Below are 17,201 nucleotides of genomic sequence, written 5' to 3' on the forward strand. Positions count from 1 at the left end.
ATCAATTGGCTATACAGTAAGCAATAGCTTACTCCGTCGGGGTTATGATTAGCGTATCAACAAGCTTATCCACAGATGGTGTGGACAACTGTGGATGAAACTATTTGTATTTAAAGCTTGCATCTAATTCACTCAGTCCGAGGCCATTCATTTTGTGCACGCGAATTTGTACTGGGATACGTTCTTTCATCGCTTCAACATGGCTGATAACACCGATCATTTTGCCTGAGGCATTGAGATTATCGAGTGTGTCTAACGCAGTATCTAAGGTTTCGCTATCCAGTGTGCCGAAGCCTTCATCGAGGAACAGGGAATCGATACTGGTTTTGTGACTGACCAGATCTGACAGTGCTAATGCCAGTGCTAGACTCACCAGAAAGCTCTCTCCGCCGGATAAGGTCTTGGTGTCACGCGCACTGTCCGCCTGCCAGGTGTCAATAACCTGCAATTCCAGTTTATCGTCCGCTTTACTATCCAGCTCGACAGGCTTGCGACGCAATAAATAACGGCCATGTAGGCGCTCCATTTGTTGATTCGCCAGAAACACCAGATGATCAAGCGTTAAGCCCTGGGCAAATGTCCGGAATTTTTTACCGTCACTGGAGCCGATCAGCTTGTGGAGATAAGCCATATCATCATAGGCAAGCTGACTTTGTTCAATTTTTTCAAATAAGGCTGCCTGATTGCTACGTCGTTGCTGATCATCATCAAGGCTGCGCTTAATCTCACCCTGCTGGTGATTAATAGATTTCTGCTGTTGCTTCAAAGTGTCCAACTGTTGCGCCACTTTATCCTGAGGAGTGTCAGCGAATGCTTGTTGCTCAGCGCTTGCATGTAATTCTGTCAGTTTAGTATCAGCTTGTTCTTTGATCGCTTGTGAGCGCTCGATATCACTCTGAATTTGGTTTTTCAGGACATTGAGCGATTGTAATTCCAGCTCTGATAGCAGGGCGGTCTCAAAGGCTTGTTGAGAATCAAATGGGCTGGATTCCAAAGCTTCTTGCCATGCTTTTTGCTCTACCAGCTGGATTTTTTGAAGATCATTTTGCTGTGCGGTGGCTGCTTTTAACTGACCACTTAATGTTTGTAATTGATCTTTACTGGACTGATGTTGTTTTTGAGCTTGCAGACTAAGTGCTATCGCCTGTTGCTTAGTGGCTTTAGCAGCTTCTCGCTCTGCATTGACCGATTTATCAGAGAATAGCGTTTTTCGTGTTTCTTGTTTGTTGCTGAGCTGATCAGATAATTCGGTCTTCGTGGCGTGAAGCTTATCCGATGCCTTGTTTAATGTAGCCAGCTTCTCTTCAAGATTCTTAAGTTCAACATTCAGTGTGCTAAGCACTTCCCGACACAGCTTTAATTGCTCCACGCTATTCTGCCATTGCTTAGCGGCGCGGCGTTTGTCATTGAGCCACTCACCTTGTTCGTTTAAGGAGGGTAATGACAGATTCAGCGCTGAAAGCTGTGATTCCAGAGCCTGTGATATTGACTCTTTTTCTGCACTGGCCTGCTTGCCAGCTGTAGTGAGCTGCTCCAGTTGCTGTGCAAGATTATCTAAGGACTGTTGGTGTAGTGTGACTTGATGGGTCGCTTTGTCATAGGCTTGCTGCGCCTTTGTTGAGGCATCAGTAGCCTGTCGCTTTTGTTCATCCAGCCGTTTAAGCGTTTCTAAACGTTGAGCTAACGAGGCTTGCGCTTGCTCGGTCTTTGTCAGAAATGCCTTAGTGGATTCTGGATCACTGATGACTAAGCTGACCGATAGTGTTGCGGTGAGGTCGTGCCATTGATTCGTACAATAGGTCAGTTCAGACTCAAGCGCAGCCAATTGCTGATCTAGCGTTTCAATCTGCGTTTGTGTTTTTGTGGATTGTTGGGATAACTGGCTTAGCTCGCTCCCAAGTGTTTTGAGGTCTTGCTGCTGAGCTTGCCTGCGTTTTTCGGTCTCTGAAATATCCAGCTGTTGATAGTCGTCAACCAATGGATGTTCATCCGAACCACACAAAGGGCAGGGCTCACCAGGCTGAAGTTTAGCGCGCTCTGTATTGAGATCACTAATGTGTTTTTCCTGCTCGATTAGCTTCTCAATATCATTTAGATGAGTCTGTTTATCTTGAATCTGTTGCTCTAATTTTTGCAGATCAACCTGGATTTTCTGATGTGTTTTGCTTAGATCTGCATGCAAGGCGATACAAGTATTCTTATCCTGGTGTAATTTGCCAAATTGCTCAGACAGGTGTTTTAGGCTCTGCAGTTGGCTTTGTTGTGAGCTTAACTGACGATATTGCAGTTCCAATGCATTGTATTCATCACCACCAAAAGCCGCCTCGAACGCTTGATTGGCAGCCTCCAGCGCTTTCTTTTGGCTGCTCAGAGCGCTTTCTGCTGAGGTCACTGCCTGTGTCGATTGTTGTTTATCGGCTTCAGTTTGTGCTTGTTTAGCTTTCAGTACTTTATATGAATGCTGGTGGTCACGATGTTTTACAGAAAAGTCTTTTAGGCGACCAAATTGCGACTCCCATAGCCCCAAATGCTCAGACAACGATGCGTCATGTGCATGCGCTTTTTGGTAAGTTTCTAATTCTGTCAGTGTGATATTTTGTTGGCTTTGTTGATGCTGCTTTTGCTGTTTTTGTTCGGTTAATTGCTTCAGCTCGACGTCTAGGTCAGCCAATTGTTGTTCGGCAGTTGTCAGGTCTTTACTCAGTCCCGCACACTCATTATCCAGAGGGATTATGGTGTCATTGAGCAGTGATTCCAGCTCTTGTTGCGCCTGCTCAGCTTGTTCGGCTTTTTCTGTTGCATCGCTTAATTCACGCTGATGTGCCTCATGCAGCTGTTCATTGTGCTGAATATCGCTCGATAAGCGAGTTAGCTCCGTCGCAACTTTTTCCAGATTTCGATTGGCTTGCTGCTGTAGCAAAAATTGTGCACGGATTTTTTCGGCAGGTTCGCTATTAGCCAACCGTGCCAAATCATCTGCGGCATCGGTTTGCTTAGCCAACGCTTTGGTAACTTTATCAGCGGCTTGTTGTGCAGTTTGTTTGGCATTGTTGACATCAGTCCACCACTGTTGGTGTGTTTGTAAGTGGGTCAATTGCTGCGTGGTGTCGGCTTCCTGTTCGGCTAAGTCAGCTTGCTGGGCTTCCAATGATTGGCGCTGCTCAGTATCCAGTAGCTCCATGCCGTCGGCTTTTGCTTTTAGCTCGGCCAGCGCCTGTTTTTTCTGTGTATAGTGCTCATGCACCTGCTTGGATATCAAACCGTAAACTTCAGTACCGGTTAACTCTTCCAGTAACTCGGCGCGGTCATTGGTATCGGCATTTAGGAATGCAGCGAACTGACCCTGAGATAACATCATCGACTTGGTAAAGCGCGAGAAATCCAGGCCAGTCAACGCTTGAATCTTCTGGTTCTTTTCACCGATTTTTGAGGTCAGAATAGTCCCGTCAGAGAGCTCGGCAAGCTCCACCTGAGCGGCCTGCAAATTTCCGTCTGCCTTATTGCGCGAGCGTCGTTGACTCCAGTTTGCACGGTAACCTTTACCTTTGACCTCGAACTCCACTTCCGCCATACACTCCGCAGTGCCACGCGTCATCAGCTCATTGGTGCTGGTGGATATAATCGGCAAGCGCGGTGTGCGGTGGTAAAGTGCCAGACAAATCGAATCCAGAATAGTGGTTTTCCCCGCACCCGTCGGGCCGATAATGGCAAATAAGCCATTGTCAGAAAACGGTGACTGGGTGAAATCGATCTTCCATTCACCTTTCAGCGAGTTGATATTTTTGAGGTGTAGACTGAGAATTTTCACGACTGCTCCCCCGTATAGACTTCTTCCGCGATTTGTCTGAAGTCATTCAGTATTCTGCTGCGCCGCTCTTCTGCCATGTCACCTTCAAAGGTTTCGAGTGCCAGACGACGTTCAAAAACATCATCAACTGTTAACTCAGCCAGTGTCTCTTTTTCTTGTTGCTCAAGGCGTATGCGTTTGGCATTTCTGGCGCGACGTAATTGCAGGACTTCAACATTTAAATCAGCCGTCATCTCTTGAACACGCTGTTGTAAATCATCCAGATAGTCTGAGGTATCTACCTCGATGCATAACCAGATTGGCAGCGGTTTATCAGTGCTTGTATCGTTATCATCAGCATCCTCCTCAATATCAGGAATAATGCTTAGGGTTGTCTGAGTGCCGCTGGGTACGGGATTCGTTGCACTGTCCAATTCCACTAACTGCTGATGAATACTGGCTAAATTGCCCTTAATGACCTGCATTGGCTGGAAAAGTGGAATAGACAGCGGTTTAACACTGGTCAGTTTTCCTTCGGCAAACTCAGCAACTAGCACCTGTTTTTGGCTACCTAACTCATCAAAGCTTAATGGAATTGGCGAGCCGCAATAGCGGATATGTTCCGACTTAGCTACCACTTGCGGGCGGTGTATATGCCCCAGTGCAATATAGTCAGCAGGTGGGAAAGCACTGGCAGGAAAAGCCTCTAAGGTGCCGATATAAATATCACGGACAGACTCGGACGTTTTTACCCCCATGGCGGTCAAATGGCCGGTCGCGATAATCGGAAGAGGCTGTACAAATTCATCCCGTTTTTTTTCGGCGAGATCGTATAAGGACTGGTAGTGATCCGCGATTGCCTGAGTTAAGGCTTGTTGCTTATCCGTGCCTGACTCACCGGCTTGACTGCTCACAACATCGCGAGGGCGAATAAATGGGATGGCGCACAAAATGGCCGCTGCTTCACCTTGTTTATCATTCAGTACAAAGATCTGCTCACTTAAATCAGCTTGCACATTGGCGATGACATGGGTGCTTAGGTAAGCCAGTAAGCCTTTGGATTCATCCAGAGTAGATACGGAGTCGTGATTGCCTCCCAACACAATCAATTGACATGACAGCTTACTCATTTCCACAACGAAGTAGTTATACAGCTTTCGTGCATAACTGGGTGGCGTGCCAGTGTCGAATACATCGCCAGCGATAATCACAGCATCAATGTCTTGCTCACTCACCTGAGTCAATAGCCAGTCGATAAATGCCTGATGCTCATGTGCACGGCTTTTACTAATGAAGTGTTGTCCCAAGTGCCAGTCAGAGGTATGGATAATGCGCATGTTTTGTGCCTTTTTGGAGGTAGGGGCATTGTACAGCAGAGGCTTGGTTTGTTGTAAGTTTAGGCGGCAATACGTATAGTTCTGGCAGATATTTAATCTAAATTTTATGGACTGACTTTCTATATATTCTGTACAACAGTTCATCCACCCGAAATACTGAAAGAGGTAGAAACCTCAGAAGTCGAAAAAGCCAATCAACAAAATATAATAGAGGCAACATCATGAAAAAACGTACCATTTTTGGATTACTAGTCTCCCACGGTGTAGTCGGAGCGATTGGCTTTGCCGCTGGAATCTACTTCCTACCTATACTGATCGCCCCACCTGCTCCTTCTGAAACCGAAGTTGCAGCGGCATCGCAAGGTGCGCGCTTTACAGGTGAGTTCCGTAGAGACCTCGAAGGAAGTGATGGGCTTCATTGGGGTGAGGGAAGAGTGTCAATAGGTGAAAACGTCATTTCATTGGTGGGTAAGCTTGCGCCAGGGCCGGATTACAAATTGTATTTATCACCTGAGTTTGTTGAAACGGAAGCTGCATTCTCACAACTCAAAGATAAAATGGTTCAGGTTGGGGATGTGAAAACCTTCAAAAATTTCGTGCTACCTGTTCCGGCAACTATTGACCCGTCGCAATATACGACAGCAGTTGTGTGGTGTGAGACATTTGGTGAATTTATTACAGCAGCGAAGTATCGCTAGTGCCTTATGCCCTATAGACTGGTGACATTAGCCGGATTACTCAGTAATCTTTTCGAATGATCGAAATATTCATTATCAACAGCGCGCTAATTGCAGGGGCAGTCCTCATACATTACGAGGTATTGTTCCGCTTGACGAGACTCATTCCAAAACTGACCTTTCTGCGATCCCGTTTACGTATCTTGGTTGGTGTGTTTGGGGCGTTAGTCGCCCATGTCGCTGAGGTTTGGCTGTTCGCTTTTGCCTATTATTTTATGTTGGATAGCGGTCGTTACGGCTCTTTAGAGGGCAACTTTAATGGCACGCTGATGGATGCGAGTTACTTCTCATTTACCACTTATACCTCATTAGGTTTTGGTGATATTGAACCGCTTGGCGATATACGATTTTTGGTGGGACTTGAGGCGTTGACTGGCCTTGTGCTGATCACTTGGACTGCCTCATTTATGTTTATTGAAATGCAGCGGTTCTGGATAATTCAGAGTGATTCTTAAAACAAGGTTTGGTTTGAAGCAGTCATGAATTAAGAGCTGGCCAATCAGCCGTAAACAGATTTAACGCTGTTTATATTGTGTAGGGCAGTAACCGCGAGAGATCTCAGGGTTTCTCAGTTTGAGGTGCTTGCTACTACGGCCACTGACACGCTGACGCCAAATATTAAAGCTACGTTTTTTTACATGGCCTCGCATAAAGGCTATCACCTGTGACTCATTCAAGCCGAATTGCAAAGCGATTGCTTCGAAGGGAGTTCGGTCTTCCCACGCCATCTCGATGATTCTTGATTCATCTTCTGCAGAAAACTTTTTGAGTTCTTTTTTCACGTTAATTGCTCGTTTTGGTATAAGTCGGCGACATAAATCAGATACGCAATAAGACCACAGGATTACAGGTTTGTAAAAAATACCTGCTGTGTTGTGTGCCATTCGGAAGGAGTTGCCGGCCACTTAAATTTGTATTGGTTTGTAGCCTCGTTATGATCAGCTAGTAGACATTTCAGCTTCCACTGCCGAGGCAATTTCCAACAACCGCTCATCATCGCCATGGACACTACTAAGCATCAATCCCACAGGTGCTTCACCGATACTATGACATGGCAAGCTAATGGCGCAGCCATCAAAATAATTCACCGTCGAGGTATTACGTAAACAACGTAAATTAATCGGACCGATTTTGTCCATATCCTCAGTGTCAGCAGCCAACGGTGGAATACAGGGAACCGTTGGATAAATCATCGCATCGACATTCAGTCTGTCGAGGGTGCGCTTCACCATTTCAGTCAATGCAGCTTTCTCGACATAGCGTTGTTGTTGCTCCTCTTCGGTCACGCTTTGACCGCTCTCGATTCGGCTACGGACATAATCACCGTATTCATCACCGTGAGTATCAAGCAATGGACGGTGCAATTCCCAAGCTTCATAAATCACCGTATTGCGGCTCATAAACATGTCGATACATTGATCGAGTTCCGGGAATGGTTCACGGATAATCTCTGCACCAGCCGCTTCTAAATGCTTAACTGCGCGGTTAAAAGCAGACCCGACTTCAGGGTCTAAGTCCTCCATCACTACTGCCTGAGGAATGAGTAAGCGAGTCTTTTTTATATCGGCAGTCTCAAGGCTGGGTAACTCGTCAAACTGTTTGCCCTGCATCAGCTGGTCGAGCAAAAAGCAGCTGTCCACATCCACGGCTAAAGGGCCGGGGGCATCGCAGCTATGCGACAAAGGAAAGATGCCTTTTAATGATAAGCGCCCATGACTCGGTTTCATGCCGACAACACCGTTAAATGCGGCGGGAATGCGGCAGGAGCCGGTTGTGTCAGATCCCAACGTTGCCGGAACAATGCCAAGCGCAACACTCACCGCACTGCCTGATGAAGAACCACCGGGGATGCGCAAGCCGTCGTCATCCCATACAGAATATAACGGCGGGAAGTGCTCATTAATTCCCATGCCGCTGAAGGCAAACTCACTCATATTGGTACGTCCGAAATACAGCATTCCAGCTTCGCGTAGATAACCGACGACTTCTGCATCACTGGGTTCTATCGAGGCTTTGTCTGCCAGAACCGCGGAGCCTGCCAGTGTTTTTTGTCCCTCAACATTGAACAAGTCTTTCAGGCTAACGGGTATGCCTGCTAATGGCTTTGCCGTACCTGCTGCACGTTGTTGGTCGGCTTCGCGGGCTTGCTCCAGTAATAAATCCTCATTCAACTCGATAAAGACGCCATCTTTCTGACTCGCTAACGCCAAGCGTTCTTTAACCAATTGCTCGCAACTCATTTCACCGGCAGTTAGCTGGGCGGCAAGGCTTCGGATGTTAGCTTGAGGGGTCATAGCGTGCGCCTTTCATGGTGTGAATAATTAGCGTTAATGATAGGATCTAACCGCGATAAATAAAACCATTAAGTGGGGGCGACAGTAGCAATCCACCCGTCTGATAGTTATTCAACTGTCAGATAATCATTCTCTATCTACCTGCTTTGTGTTCTTGTTATCCCTAAACGATAAATCGAACGTTGCGTCTAATTTTGAGATCTTTTTCCCAAACTGAATCGCTGCTTTCCAAATCAGGCAAATCTCTTCAAATCCGCCGATTTTGGCAAAAACATTAACAAGCGGTTCATCAGAAAAGCGGAAAATACTATTCATCTTTTAACGAGATAAATAACAATAATAAAAACAACCACATAACGCATTGTTAATGGCTACAAAGCAAAAATAATTATAATAAAAAACAACTGCGCCATCGCATTCGAAGCGCTAAGGCAAACCCGTATCGACAAGACCTTATCTTAGTATGCGATCCAGTTGAGGCTAGTTGGGGACTAGCATCACATGTATAAATATTTCATTTTTACCTTGCTCCTGTGTGTCACGTTCAACGGATCTACCGTGTCTGCTGCGAATAAAACGGCTTCTATCGGTATAAATACCAATGAAGCGATGGACCTTGGAACCAGCATTCCATTTGTTGACCTCTTCAAATTATCCTTACCGTTTGAGGAAGCCCGACCTTGGTTAACCAAAGGGAGAATTACCTACGATGCTAACGGCTGGCCAAAAGCGCTGAATAATGGAAAAGCAGGCACACGATTCGCTAGTCATATTCCTGCAAAAGCACTTCCAAAAGGTGACTACACCGTTCTTTACGATGGCAATGGCGAGCTGCAATACGGTGTCAGTGCAAAATTGATTAGTCGCTCTAAAGGCAAGGACATTATCCGTCTGGTGCCTAATGAGAAAGACGAGATTAGTGCAACGATCTCTATTGTGAAGAGTGACCCAAGCGATTACCTACGCAATATTAAAGTCCTGATGCCGGGCGGTGTTTGTCACAGACATGTGTTTAAGCGTGTTAATAACGCGAATGAGTGTGGCGGTAAGCAATACCTGTCATTTGCGAAGTACCACAAAGAGCTAACGTTCAATCCTGACTATCTGACCTTCATGAAAGACTTTAAAGTGCTGCGTTTTATGAATATGTCAGGGATCACCAGAAATTCCATGAGCTCATGGAATCAGCGTGCAAAGCCTGAGAATGCAACTTGGGCTGGCGTTGAAGGCGTACGTGGTGTGCCTTTAGAAATTATGGTTGAGTTAGCCAATGTATTGAAAAGCGATGCATGGTTTACTCTGCCTCATAAGGCAGACAACTACTTTATTCACAAGTACGCCCAATACGTTCACAAGCACCTCAAACCGGGCCTTAAAGCTTACGTGGAGTACACCAATGAAGCGTGGAATGGCATTTTCCCACAGGCTCATTACATGAAAGATAAAGGACAAGCTTTGAGACTTGATCCTAATCGGGACTATGCGGGGTATAAGTTTTATTCAAAACGCAGTGTCGAGATCTTCAAAATTTGGGAGAAAATCTATGGCAGTACCGATCGTCTGGTCCGAGTCATGGGCGGCATGACGGGTAATCTACGTTTGACTAAAATGATGCTCGATTATCAGGACGCGTATTTACACACGGATGCTCTGGCAATCGCTCCTTATTTTTATGCCTCACAACCTGACACGCGACGTTTAAGAAGTGTGGATGCTGTGTTTAAAATACTCGAAGATCCTAAAAACCCTTACTCCATCAAAAACATTCTGAGCTCTGTGAAGAACCAAGCCGAGCTATCTAAGCGCTATGGTGTTGATTTAGTTGCTTATGAAGGTGGACAACACTTGGTGGCTTACAAAACGCATACAATGACAGAGGGGCCAAATCCTTATTTGATTGAAGCTAATCGCGACCCTCGAATGTCTCGGTTGTACTATCAATTTTTGCGCGGCTGGAAGCAAGCAGGTGGAAAGTTATTCATCGCATTTTCAGCACCCCGACAGTACTCATGGATTGGTAGTTGGGGAATCAAAGAATACATTACTCAACCAAGTCATGAAGCGCCAAAATATCAAGCCTTGATGCAATTCTCTAAATTGAATCGTTGCTGGTGGAAAGGATGCTCAAGCTATGGGCCGATTGTCAGACATGGCAAACCAATCCGGGTGGCTTCTCAATAGGGATAATTAGGGTGCTTGGTCGGACGAAAGTAGTCAGGCATCTGGCTAGTTATTCATTAAACGGGCAACACCTTTGTATTGTCCTTAAGCGTTAGACGCTATTAGCGCTGAGATTACATTGCTTTAATTTAGAATTACATTATCTTAGCCACCCATCATTTAAACATTCAGCAAGAGTTGTACTCTCTATGTTTCAGGGTTTAGCGTTACGGCACTTTGTGTCGGGATTTATCGCGGTATTAGTGGGCTTCACCAGTTCCGTCGCCATCATCTTTCAGGCCGCTAATGCAGCCGGTGCCACTCCATCACAAATTACCTCGTGGATACTCGCGCTTGGGTTGGGAATGGGCGCAACCAGTATCGGCTTATCGCTTTACTATCGCATCCCGCTACTCACGGCATGGTCAACGCCCGGCGCGGCATTATTGGCCACCGGATTAGTAGGGTTGCCAATGTCAGAGGCCGTGGGTATTTTCATATTCTCATCCGTACTGATTATCCTCAGCGGCGTCACCGGATGGTTTGAAAAGCTCACCGATATTATCCCCGTGCCTATCGCCTCGGCCATGCTCGCAGGCGTGTTATTTCGTTTTGGTGTCGATGTGTTTGTCTCGATGCAAACCGAGCTGGTTATGGTGTCACTCATGTTCGTCACCTACCTGCTGGGCAAACGCTTCCTGCCACGTTACGCCATAATGTTGGTGCTGATCGTCGGCTTGGTCTACGCCGGACTACAGGGCGGCATCCGCTACGATGCATTAACGCTGACACTCGCCAAGCCGGAATTCGTATTTCCCTCGTTTAACTGGGTGTCGATGCTGAGTGTCGGCATCCCGCTATTTGTCGTCACCATGACTTCACAAAACCTGCCAGGCATCGCCATTCTCAAAGCACATGATTACAAAGCGCCGTTGTCATCCGTGATCAGCTGGACGGGAATCGCCTCCTTAGTACTCGCGCCATTTGGTGGATTTGCCTTTAATCTTGCCGCGATTACCGCCGCGATTTGCATGGGGGAAGACGCTGATCCTGATCCGAAAAAACGTTATCTGGCAGCTTTTGCAGCGGGTGTGTTTTATTTGATTGTTGGGCTGTTAGGTGCGGCAGTCGTGGTGTTCTTTGCCTCAATTCCACAGGAGTTGGTGCTGGCGATTGCGGGCATTGCCTTACTGGCTACGATTGGCAATGGGCTGAGTGGCGCGTTGGCGGATGCGGCTGAGAGAGAGCCAGCGTTGATTACGTTTTTGGTGACGGCTTCGGGGATTGTGCTTGGTGGAATTGGAGCGGCGTTTTGGGGGTTGGTTGCTGGGCTGTTGGCGCGGTGGGTTTATGGGTTTCGGCGGTGAAGAACAGGTGCTTTACCACGCTTGCCGTAATCGCCATTGTCCCCGTTGTCAGCAGCAAGCCAGTGAGCAATGGCAACAGCGGAAACCGTGGTGAAATACCTGTCGCGCTATACCCGCAAAATTGCCATCAGTGAATCCCGCTTACTGGCGATGGATGACACGCATGTGCGTTTTCGTTATCAGGACTACCGGGACGGGCAGTCAAAGGTCATGATACTGGAAGGCCCAGAGTTTCTGCGGCGGTTTCTACAGCATGTTTTACCCCATGGTTTTATGGGTATCCGGCATTTTGGTTAGCTGGCGAATGAGTGTCGGAAGCCCAAGTTCGACACTTATACCCTGATTTTTCCGACTACCCCCTAAAAGAATCAATGTCATAACTGGATTTTGGTGCAATTTTTTGTAGTGCCATTTTATTAACTTAATGTAACTTTATAATGGCACTTACACGGGTTAAAATATGGTGCCATGTATATCCGCACTTCAAAATCAGGCCCTCGAACGTATGTTCGTCTCGCAGAGACCTACCGTGATGAAAATGGCAAGGTGAAACAACGCCACTTAGCAAACCTTGGCCGTGTAGAACAGTTTGAGAAGCAAGGGCATGAACTCGTTAATAGCATTAATCGCTTGTTGGGTGGTGATGTTGAGTCGCCCAAAGAAACTGAATTTGAAGCGGCCCGTGCACTGGGTGACAGCTGGGCGTTACAGAGTGTATGGGATTCTCTGAACCTAACCCGTGTACTGGGCAAAGCTCTATCCTCAAATCGTCGCCAGTTTGATGTGGTCGATGCCTTGCGAGTGATGGTGTTTAATCGCCTGTGTGACCCTGAGAGCAAGCTGGGAACACTGCGTTGGCTGGAAGAGGCGGCAGTTCCGGGTATCTCTCCTAACAGTTTGTCGCACCAACAATTATTGCGTGCAATGGATACCTTGGCAGAGCATTTAGAGGCGGTTCGTGATGCCCTGGCTGGTCAAATTAAACCACTTCTAGATCAAGAGTTGACGGTGGCTTTTTATGATCTCACCACGATTCGGGTACATGGAAACAGCGAACAGGAGAATGATCTGCGTCGCTATGGGTGTAGCAAAGAACTGGAAGGCGGTATTGCCCGTCAATATTTATTAGCGGTCGTGCAAAGTGACTGCGGGATTCCCTTAGATTTTGCCGTTTTTGAAGGCAATCAGGCGGAAGTCAGTACCTTGATACCGGTACTCACCCGCAACTTCTCACGCTATCAGCTAAAACGTGCCATTGTGGTTGCCGATCGCGGCTTATTAAGCCTGGATAACATTGACCAATTAGAAAATACTGAATTGGCCAGTGGCGTTGCACCGGATTACATCATGGCGTTACCGGCCAGTCGTTACAAAGAATTACGCTCCACCTTATCAACGCTGTGTTTTGACCGCGACACCCCCAGCGTCGTTGAGCACCAATTTGCAGACCGACGATTAGTGATTGCCCATGATCCCAAAACAGCCGCTGACCAGTCACAACAACGACGAGACGGTATTGAAGCACTTTGCCAGATCGGCGACAAACTGGCGGCTAAACTGGATCAACAAGACCAAGGTGTGCGCAGTCGAGGACGTATAGCAAGCGACAGAGGGGCTCATGCGCGCTTCAGTGCCGCTTTGCAAGACTCGTGCTATAAGCGCTTTATCAACACCGACTTTAGCGCTGAACGCTTTAGTTTTAGCGTCGATGAAGACAAAGTGCAGGAAGCGGAATTGTTTGATGGCAAACTCTTTGTGCTGACTAGCTTGCCCCAAGAAACGTTCGATGCCGGTCGTATCATTCAGCACTACAAATCCCTGATGGACATTGAAACCGGCTTTCGTGTCTTAAAACATGACATCGACATCGCACCGGTCCATCATCGATTACCCAAACGCATTCAAAGCCACAGCGCCATCTGCTTTATCGCTTTACTCCTGTCACGCGTGATCCGTCAGCGCCTAAAAGCCGCCGGCAGTGATCATAGCCCGGCATCGGCATTGCGCGAACTCAAACGCCTACAGCGTCATCGCGTATTCGTGGGTCAAGTATGCTATGAAGGGGTCAGCAAAATACAACCTGAGCAACAACAACTATTCAAGGATTTAGACATCACACCACCCACTAATAAGACAATGTAGTGACATTTTTTGAAGTCGATATCAGTTAAATCAATGACTTACGTTTTTAAGTGTCGAACTTGGGCGGAAGCAGCAGCTACCGCTTGTCCGGCAGGCGATTGCAGCACTGGCGGTCACACCAGCAGTGACAGATAAAGCAACGGACGCGTCTTCTGTGTCTGGATTTGAAGGCATCCCCTGTTCCTGTTGTAAAACCGGTGTCATGCGGGTTCGTTATTCCTTACTGCCTGTGCAACAGGACTATGGCTGACGTTTGACAGGATAATGCGCGCTATTTCTCACTATCCGTAAGCTGGTGACGGGATGGTATTGTCGTTGTATTTTTCAGCACTGCATTATGAATTATTTTGTGTTATGTTTGAGTAGATGGAACGTAAGTACCTAGATTAAAGTTTTGCGGTATTTTCAGCAGCAAGACGTAGTCAGGTAGCGGTTGTCACGCAAAAAACTTTTAGTTGGGTACTTATTTCTCAAACAAAAGAATTATAAATTACCACTCATGGCGTAACCGCTCCACAGTTGAGTAAGGTTTGTATAGATTTTCCCAAAAGTACTTTCGCAGTTCCTGAGTACTGCTTTCCAGAGATACATCATTGCCTGAGATTTCCATATACCTCATCAAGTTGCGATAATATTTTTGATCATCTTTGTTGAACTCCCTCTTAGCAACTAACGTTGCAAAAGCATCGCGTGCGATTTCACCTCTTAGAGGGCCATAGTTATTACGTTCACATGCTGCCATTGCTTGTTTGAAATATTTCTCAGCTGGTCTTTTGTTATTACCGAATTGGTTGCAATAAAGGTGGTGCTTCGCTCTATATTGAAGAAAGACTGCTTCCCATTGATGGTAATATTCACTTTCTTCAGCTTGTTTAAGTAATGAGTCTACTTTTGATTCGGTAGATTTATTTCTATTTTGATTTTTGTTTAAGTACATAGCAAGCTTATGCATATTTAAAAATAGTAGATCTTTTGGATCTTTGAGAGTTTCCTCTAAGCGGCTTAGTATTAATGCTGTTGTTTCGGGTGAGAAATCATGAACTAATGTTTTAAGTAAAGTATGAGAGTCATTGTAGTTTTTTATGATCGTTATAGGGGATTCTGTATTTTCTAGTGCCACAATTAACTCTGATGTGCTGTCTATATCTTTTCTGTAATTTGTATACTGCTCAAAATGGAAAGAACTTTTTCTGCTTAAATCCTCTCTATCCATGTAGTTAGGAAAGTGATGGTCAATAGTTGAGAGTCTTTCACTGCTTTCGAAAAAATATGTTAGATAACTGCTTAGTTCTTCTGCAATATCTTGATCCTGCATCGATGGCAATATTGACAATAAAGTTGTCCATTTTTCAAAACTTAATAACTGATTTTCGAACCATAAATCTTCTTGTAATTGGTCAACACCGCATTGGTTAAAAGCCTCTGTTGTAAGATTAAAGACTCTTTGATATTGCGTAACTAAAGGTAGTAGCTTATTTTTAGAGGCGGGGATTTTATTGTATTTGACATTATGGTGGAGGATTTTAGATAGTTTTTGAAATGCATCTTGTGATGCTCTTGCCAATAAAAATCTTTTTCTAATGGTTGACATATCAGGTACAGCGAAACGATCTTTTGTTGCCTCGATAAACATTTCTTTGTCTTCGTCACTAGCCCTTTTTGTGAAGACCCTATCCAACCGTCTAGTTGCAAGTTGTAACTGATCACGAATACCTTCTTCATCTAGGCACTTCTTGTTCTTTAGAAAAGCGAAGGCATTATTAAATTGGTCTTCCAGTGAGTCATCTGTATTGTGCGAATAACAGCCTTTAAATGAGTATTCTTTATCGCTAGAGAAATATCTTTCAATCGTCTTAGCGTCTGGAAGAGTACCTTTCTTCCAGTTATAAAAACTACGCTCTTTAGACTCTGGCTCGATAGAGTTAGCATCTAAGGATTCTATTAGTTGATCCATAGGTTGATCTAGAAGGTCTTCAAACCATTGCATTACTTGTTGAACAGGCAGTAACAATGTCTTTTGCTCATCAATAATCTGAAGCTTAGGTAAATACCAGAATTCGTTTGGCATCCCTTTTCCTTTAAAACCGTCAATATTCCAATGAGCAGCAGTTCTCGCAATGAATGGAATAAATACATAACCTAGTAATAGCAAAACTACATGGCTTTTCTCTGCACCACCAGTCCATAGGTTTAGTTCAAGTTTCTTATAGAATTGCTGCCAATTCACTATGCTCTTCAAGAAGTATTCCGAATCTTCTTCATCAAGCTCTAATGCGCCTAATAACTGCTTCAGGATTTCTTTTACCTTTTCGTCATGATTTTCCGTGGACATGTTTAGAGTGGTGAATCTGTTCTTCATTGTTGACTGACCAGAGTCAAGGTCAAAGCATTTTTGAGCTTCAATTAACAGTTTTTCAACGTTTGGGATAGCAGCCATAAATCAATTCCTTACAGGGACTGTTGTAGTGTGCAAAGGGGGGGTACGAGCGATTTCATTTCGGAAAAAACTTGCTTTAAGCAGAATGGGTACACGTTTTATTCAGGAGCAACAAGATGAGACATCTACCTAGATTAGTACAAGCTGTAGACCAACTAGTTATTAACTGGCATGCCACTGAGGTATGTAACTATCGCTGTGACTATTGTTACGCCAAATGGAGTGATAAACAAGACTTAAGAGAAATTATCCACGATCCCTATAAGTCTAAGCTGTTACTAAAGAAGTTATATCAATATTTCCAACCAAATAACATACAGAACCCTTTATCAAATGTTTTGAGGTGGAAGTCAGTACGTTTAAATATAGCAGGTGGCGAGCCGACTTTGTACAAGGAAAAGCTTATATATATTTTAGAGCAAGCCCGAAGTGTAGGGTTTGACACATCTATCATCACTAATGGAAGCGCTTCTAGTGACCTTAGCTTCATGCATACACTTTCAAATTTAGTTTCCATGATTGGTATAAGTATTGACTCTAGTAGCCAAGAGGACAATACAGTTATAGGCAGAGAAAACAAAAGAGGTGAACAACTGGGAGTCGATGATCTTGTTAAGGCCTTAGCGGTGGCGAGAAGTGTGAACCCAGATATTGTTGTAAAGCTAAACAGTGTAATAAATCATGTGAATTACCTTAGCGACATGAATGACATGGTTAGAAAATTACAACCTAATAAATGGAAAGTTTTGCGTGTCCTCCCTGTTATTACTAACGCTTTATCCATTACCGATCAGGAGTTTAGGGGTTTCGTCGAAAGGCACTCATCGTTATCAGAATGTATGGTTGTCGAAGACAATCAAGATATGACCGAATCTTACATAATGGTTGACCCCCCCCTATGTCAGGATAGTTGTCGCCTCTACTTATTGAAAGATAGCGG

13 protein-coding genes and 1 pseudogene are annotated in these 17,201 nt (G+C 45.3%); 8 read left to right on the plus strand and 6 right to left on the minus strand.

What is annotated here, in order from left to right; translation table 11 throughout:
- Positions 1–100 precede the first annotated feature (100 nt).
- Together DKW60_RS10965 and sbcD are read right to left on the minus strand one after the other, a co-directional pair.
- Positions 101–3,808 carry an AAA family ATPase gene (locus DKW60_RS10965; protein WP_109837700.1) on the minus strand — a complete coding sequence of 1,236 codons (3,708 nt, stop codon included), beginning with the start codon at positions 3,806–3,808 and terminating at the stop codon, positions 101–103.
- Complete coding sequence (gene sbcD / locus DKW60_RS10970) at positions 3,805–5,124, minus strand: exonuclease subunit SbcD (protein ID WP_109837701.1); 1,320 nt, start codon at positions 5,122–5,124, stop codon at positions 3,805–3,807. Before sbcD ends, DKW60_RS10965 begins: the two co-directional genes overlap by 4 nt.
- A gap of 221 nt (positions 5,125–5,345) precedes the next feature.
- On the opposite strand from sbcD, the gene DKW60_RS10975 reads away from it, so the two are divergent.
- On the plus strand, positions 5,346–5,822 hold the full coding sequence (locus tag DKW60_RS10975; protein ID WP_109837702.1) for a DM13 domain-containing protein: 477 nt from the start codon (positions 5,346–5,348) through the stop codon (positions 5,820–5,822).
- A gap of 131 nt (positions 5,823–5,953) precedes the next feature.
- On the plus strand, positions 5,954–6,316 hold the full coding sequence (locus tag DKW60_RS10980) for a potassium channel family protein (RefSeq protein WP_245929683.1): 363 nt from the start codon (positions 5,954–5,956) through the stop codon (positions 6,314–6,316).
- A 60-nt stretch (positions 6,317–6,376) separates the two neighbouring features.
- Here the strand turns inward: DKW60_RS10980 and DKW60_RS24305 are convergent, their stop codons facing one another.
- Together DKW60_RS24305 and DKW60_RS10990 are read right to left on the minus strand one after the other, a co-directional pair.
- Complete coding sequence (locus tag DKW60_RS24305; RefSeq protein WP_281271848.1) at positions 6,377–6,643, minus strand: TIGR03643 family protein; 267 nt, start codon at positions 6,641–6,643, stop codon at positions 6,377–6,379.
- A gap of 156 nt (positions 6,644–6,799) precedes the next feature.
- Positions 6,800–8,155, minus strand: coding sequence for an amidase family protein (locus DKW60_RS10990; protein WP_109837705.1), 1,356 nt, complete (start codon positions 8,153–8,155; stop codon positions 6,800–6,802).
- 501 nt (positions 8,156–8,656) lie between these two features.
- Between DKW60_RS10990 and DKW60_RS11000 the strand changes: the two genes are divergently transcribed.
- The 5 genes and pseudogenes from DKW60_RS11000 to DKW60_RS11020 all read left to right on the plus strand — a co-directional run bounded on the left by DKW60_RS11000 (position 8,657) and on the right by DKW60_RS11020 (position 13,824).
- Positions 8,657–10,336, plus strand: a complete 1,680-nt coding sequence (locus DKW60_RS11000) for a hypothetical protein (protein ID WP_181389659.1) — start codon at positions 8,657–8,659, stop codon at positions 10,334–10,336.
- Between the two features lie 188 nt (positions 10,337–10,524).
- Positions 10,525–11,682 (plus strand): benzoate/H(+) symporter BenE family transporter, encoded by a 1,158-nt coding sequence (locus DKW60_RS11005; RefSeq protein ID WP_109837707.1) that lies wholly within the window; start codon positions 10,525–10,527, stop codon positions 11,680–11,682.
- Complete coding sequence (locus tag DKW60_RS24665; RefSeq protein WP_109837708.1) at positions 11,666–11,776, plus strand: transposase zinc-binding domain-containing protein; 111 nt, start codon at positions 11,666–11,668, stop codon at positions 11,774–11,776. The genes DKW60_RS11005 and DKW60_RS24665 overlap by 17 nt, the downstream gene beginning before the upstream one ends.
- A pseudogene (locus tag DKW60_RS11015) lies at positions 11,761–11,976 on the plus strand (transposase); the annotation flags it as partial. The gene DKW60_RS24665 and the pseudogene DKW60_RS11015, both read left to right, overlap by 16 nt.
- A 174-nt stretch (positions 11,977–12,150) precedes the next feature.
- A complete protein-coding gene (locus tag DKW60_RS11020; RefSeq protein WP_109837710.1) occupies positions 12,151–13,824 on the plus strand; it encodes an IS1634 family transposase in 1,674 nt (557 codons plus the stop codon).
- 30 nt (positions 13,825–13,854) lie between these two features.
- Here DKW60_RS11020 and DKW60_RS23675 read toward each other — a convergent pair whose 3' ends face one another.
- Together DKW60_RS23675 and DKW60_RS11025 are read right to left on the minus strand one after the other, a co-directional pair.
- Positions 13,855–14,028: a hypothetical protein gene (locus DKW60_RS23675; protein ID WP_181389660.1), complete on the minus strand. Its 174-nt coding sequence runs from the start codon at positions 14,026–14,028 to the stop codon at positions 13,855–13,857.
- Between the two features lie 286 nt (positions 14,029–14,314).
- Positions 14,315–16,261, minus strand: coding sequence for a hypothetical protein (locus tag DKW60_RS11025; RefSeq protein WP_109837711.1), 1,947 nt, complete (start codon positions 16,259–16,261; stop codon positions 14,315–14,317).
- Positions 16,262–16,377: 116 nt separating this feature from the next.
- Between DKW60_RS11025 and DKW60_RS11030 the strand changes: the two genes are divergently transcribed.
- Positions 16,378–17,201: viperin family antiviral radical SAM protein (locus DKW60_RS11030; RefSeq protein WP_109837712.1), on the plus strand; the 824-nt coding region annotated here is incomplete at its 3' end.

The organism is Leucothrix pacifica (assembly GCF_003172875.1).
In the GTDB taxonomy this organism is placed as follows: Bacteria; Pseudomonadota; Gammaproteobacteria; order Thiotrichales; family Thiotrichaceae; genus Leucothrix; species Leucothrix pacifica.

Bases quoted from the DNA above. Each gene is read 5' to 3' on its own strand.
- DKW60_RS10990 (WP_109837705.1), bottom strand. From the start codon at position 8,155: ATGACCCCTCAAGCTAACATCCGAAGCCTTGCCGCCCAGCTAACTGCC.
- DKW60_RS11020 (WP_109837710.1), top strand. From the start codon at position 12,151: ATGTATATCCGCACTTCAAAATCAGGCCCTCGAACGTATGTTCGTCTC.
- DKW60_RS24665 (WP_109837708.1), top strand. From the start codon at position 11,666: ATGGGTTTCGGCGGTGAAGAACAGGTGCTTTACCACGCTTGCCGTAAT.
- sbcD (WP_109837701.1), bottom strand. From the start codon at position 5,124: ATGCGCATTATCCATACCTCTGACTGGCACTTGGGACAACACTTCATT.
- DKW60_RS11025 (WP_109837711.1), bottom strand. From the start codon at position 16,261: ATGGCTGCTATCCCAAACGTTGAAAAACTGTTAATTGAAGCTCAAAAA.
- DKW60_RS11000 (WP_181389659.1), top strand. From the start codon at position 8,657: ATGTATAAATATTTCATTTTTACCTTGCTCCTGTGTGTCACGTTCAAC.
- DKW60_RS10975 (WP_109837702.1), top strand. From the start codon at position 5,346: ATGAAAAAACGTACCATTTTTGGATTACTAGTCTCCCACGGTGTAGTC.
- DKW60_RS11005 (WP_109837707.1), top strand. From the start codon at position 10,525: ATGTTTCAGGGTTTAGCGTTACGGCACTTTGTGTCGGGATTTATCGCG.
- DKW60_RS23675 (WP_181389660.1), bottom strand. From the start codon at position 14,028: ATGACACCGGTTTTACAACAGGAACAGGGGATGCCTTCAAATCCAGAC.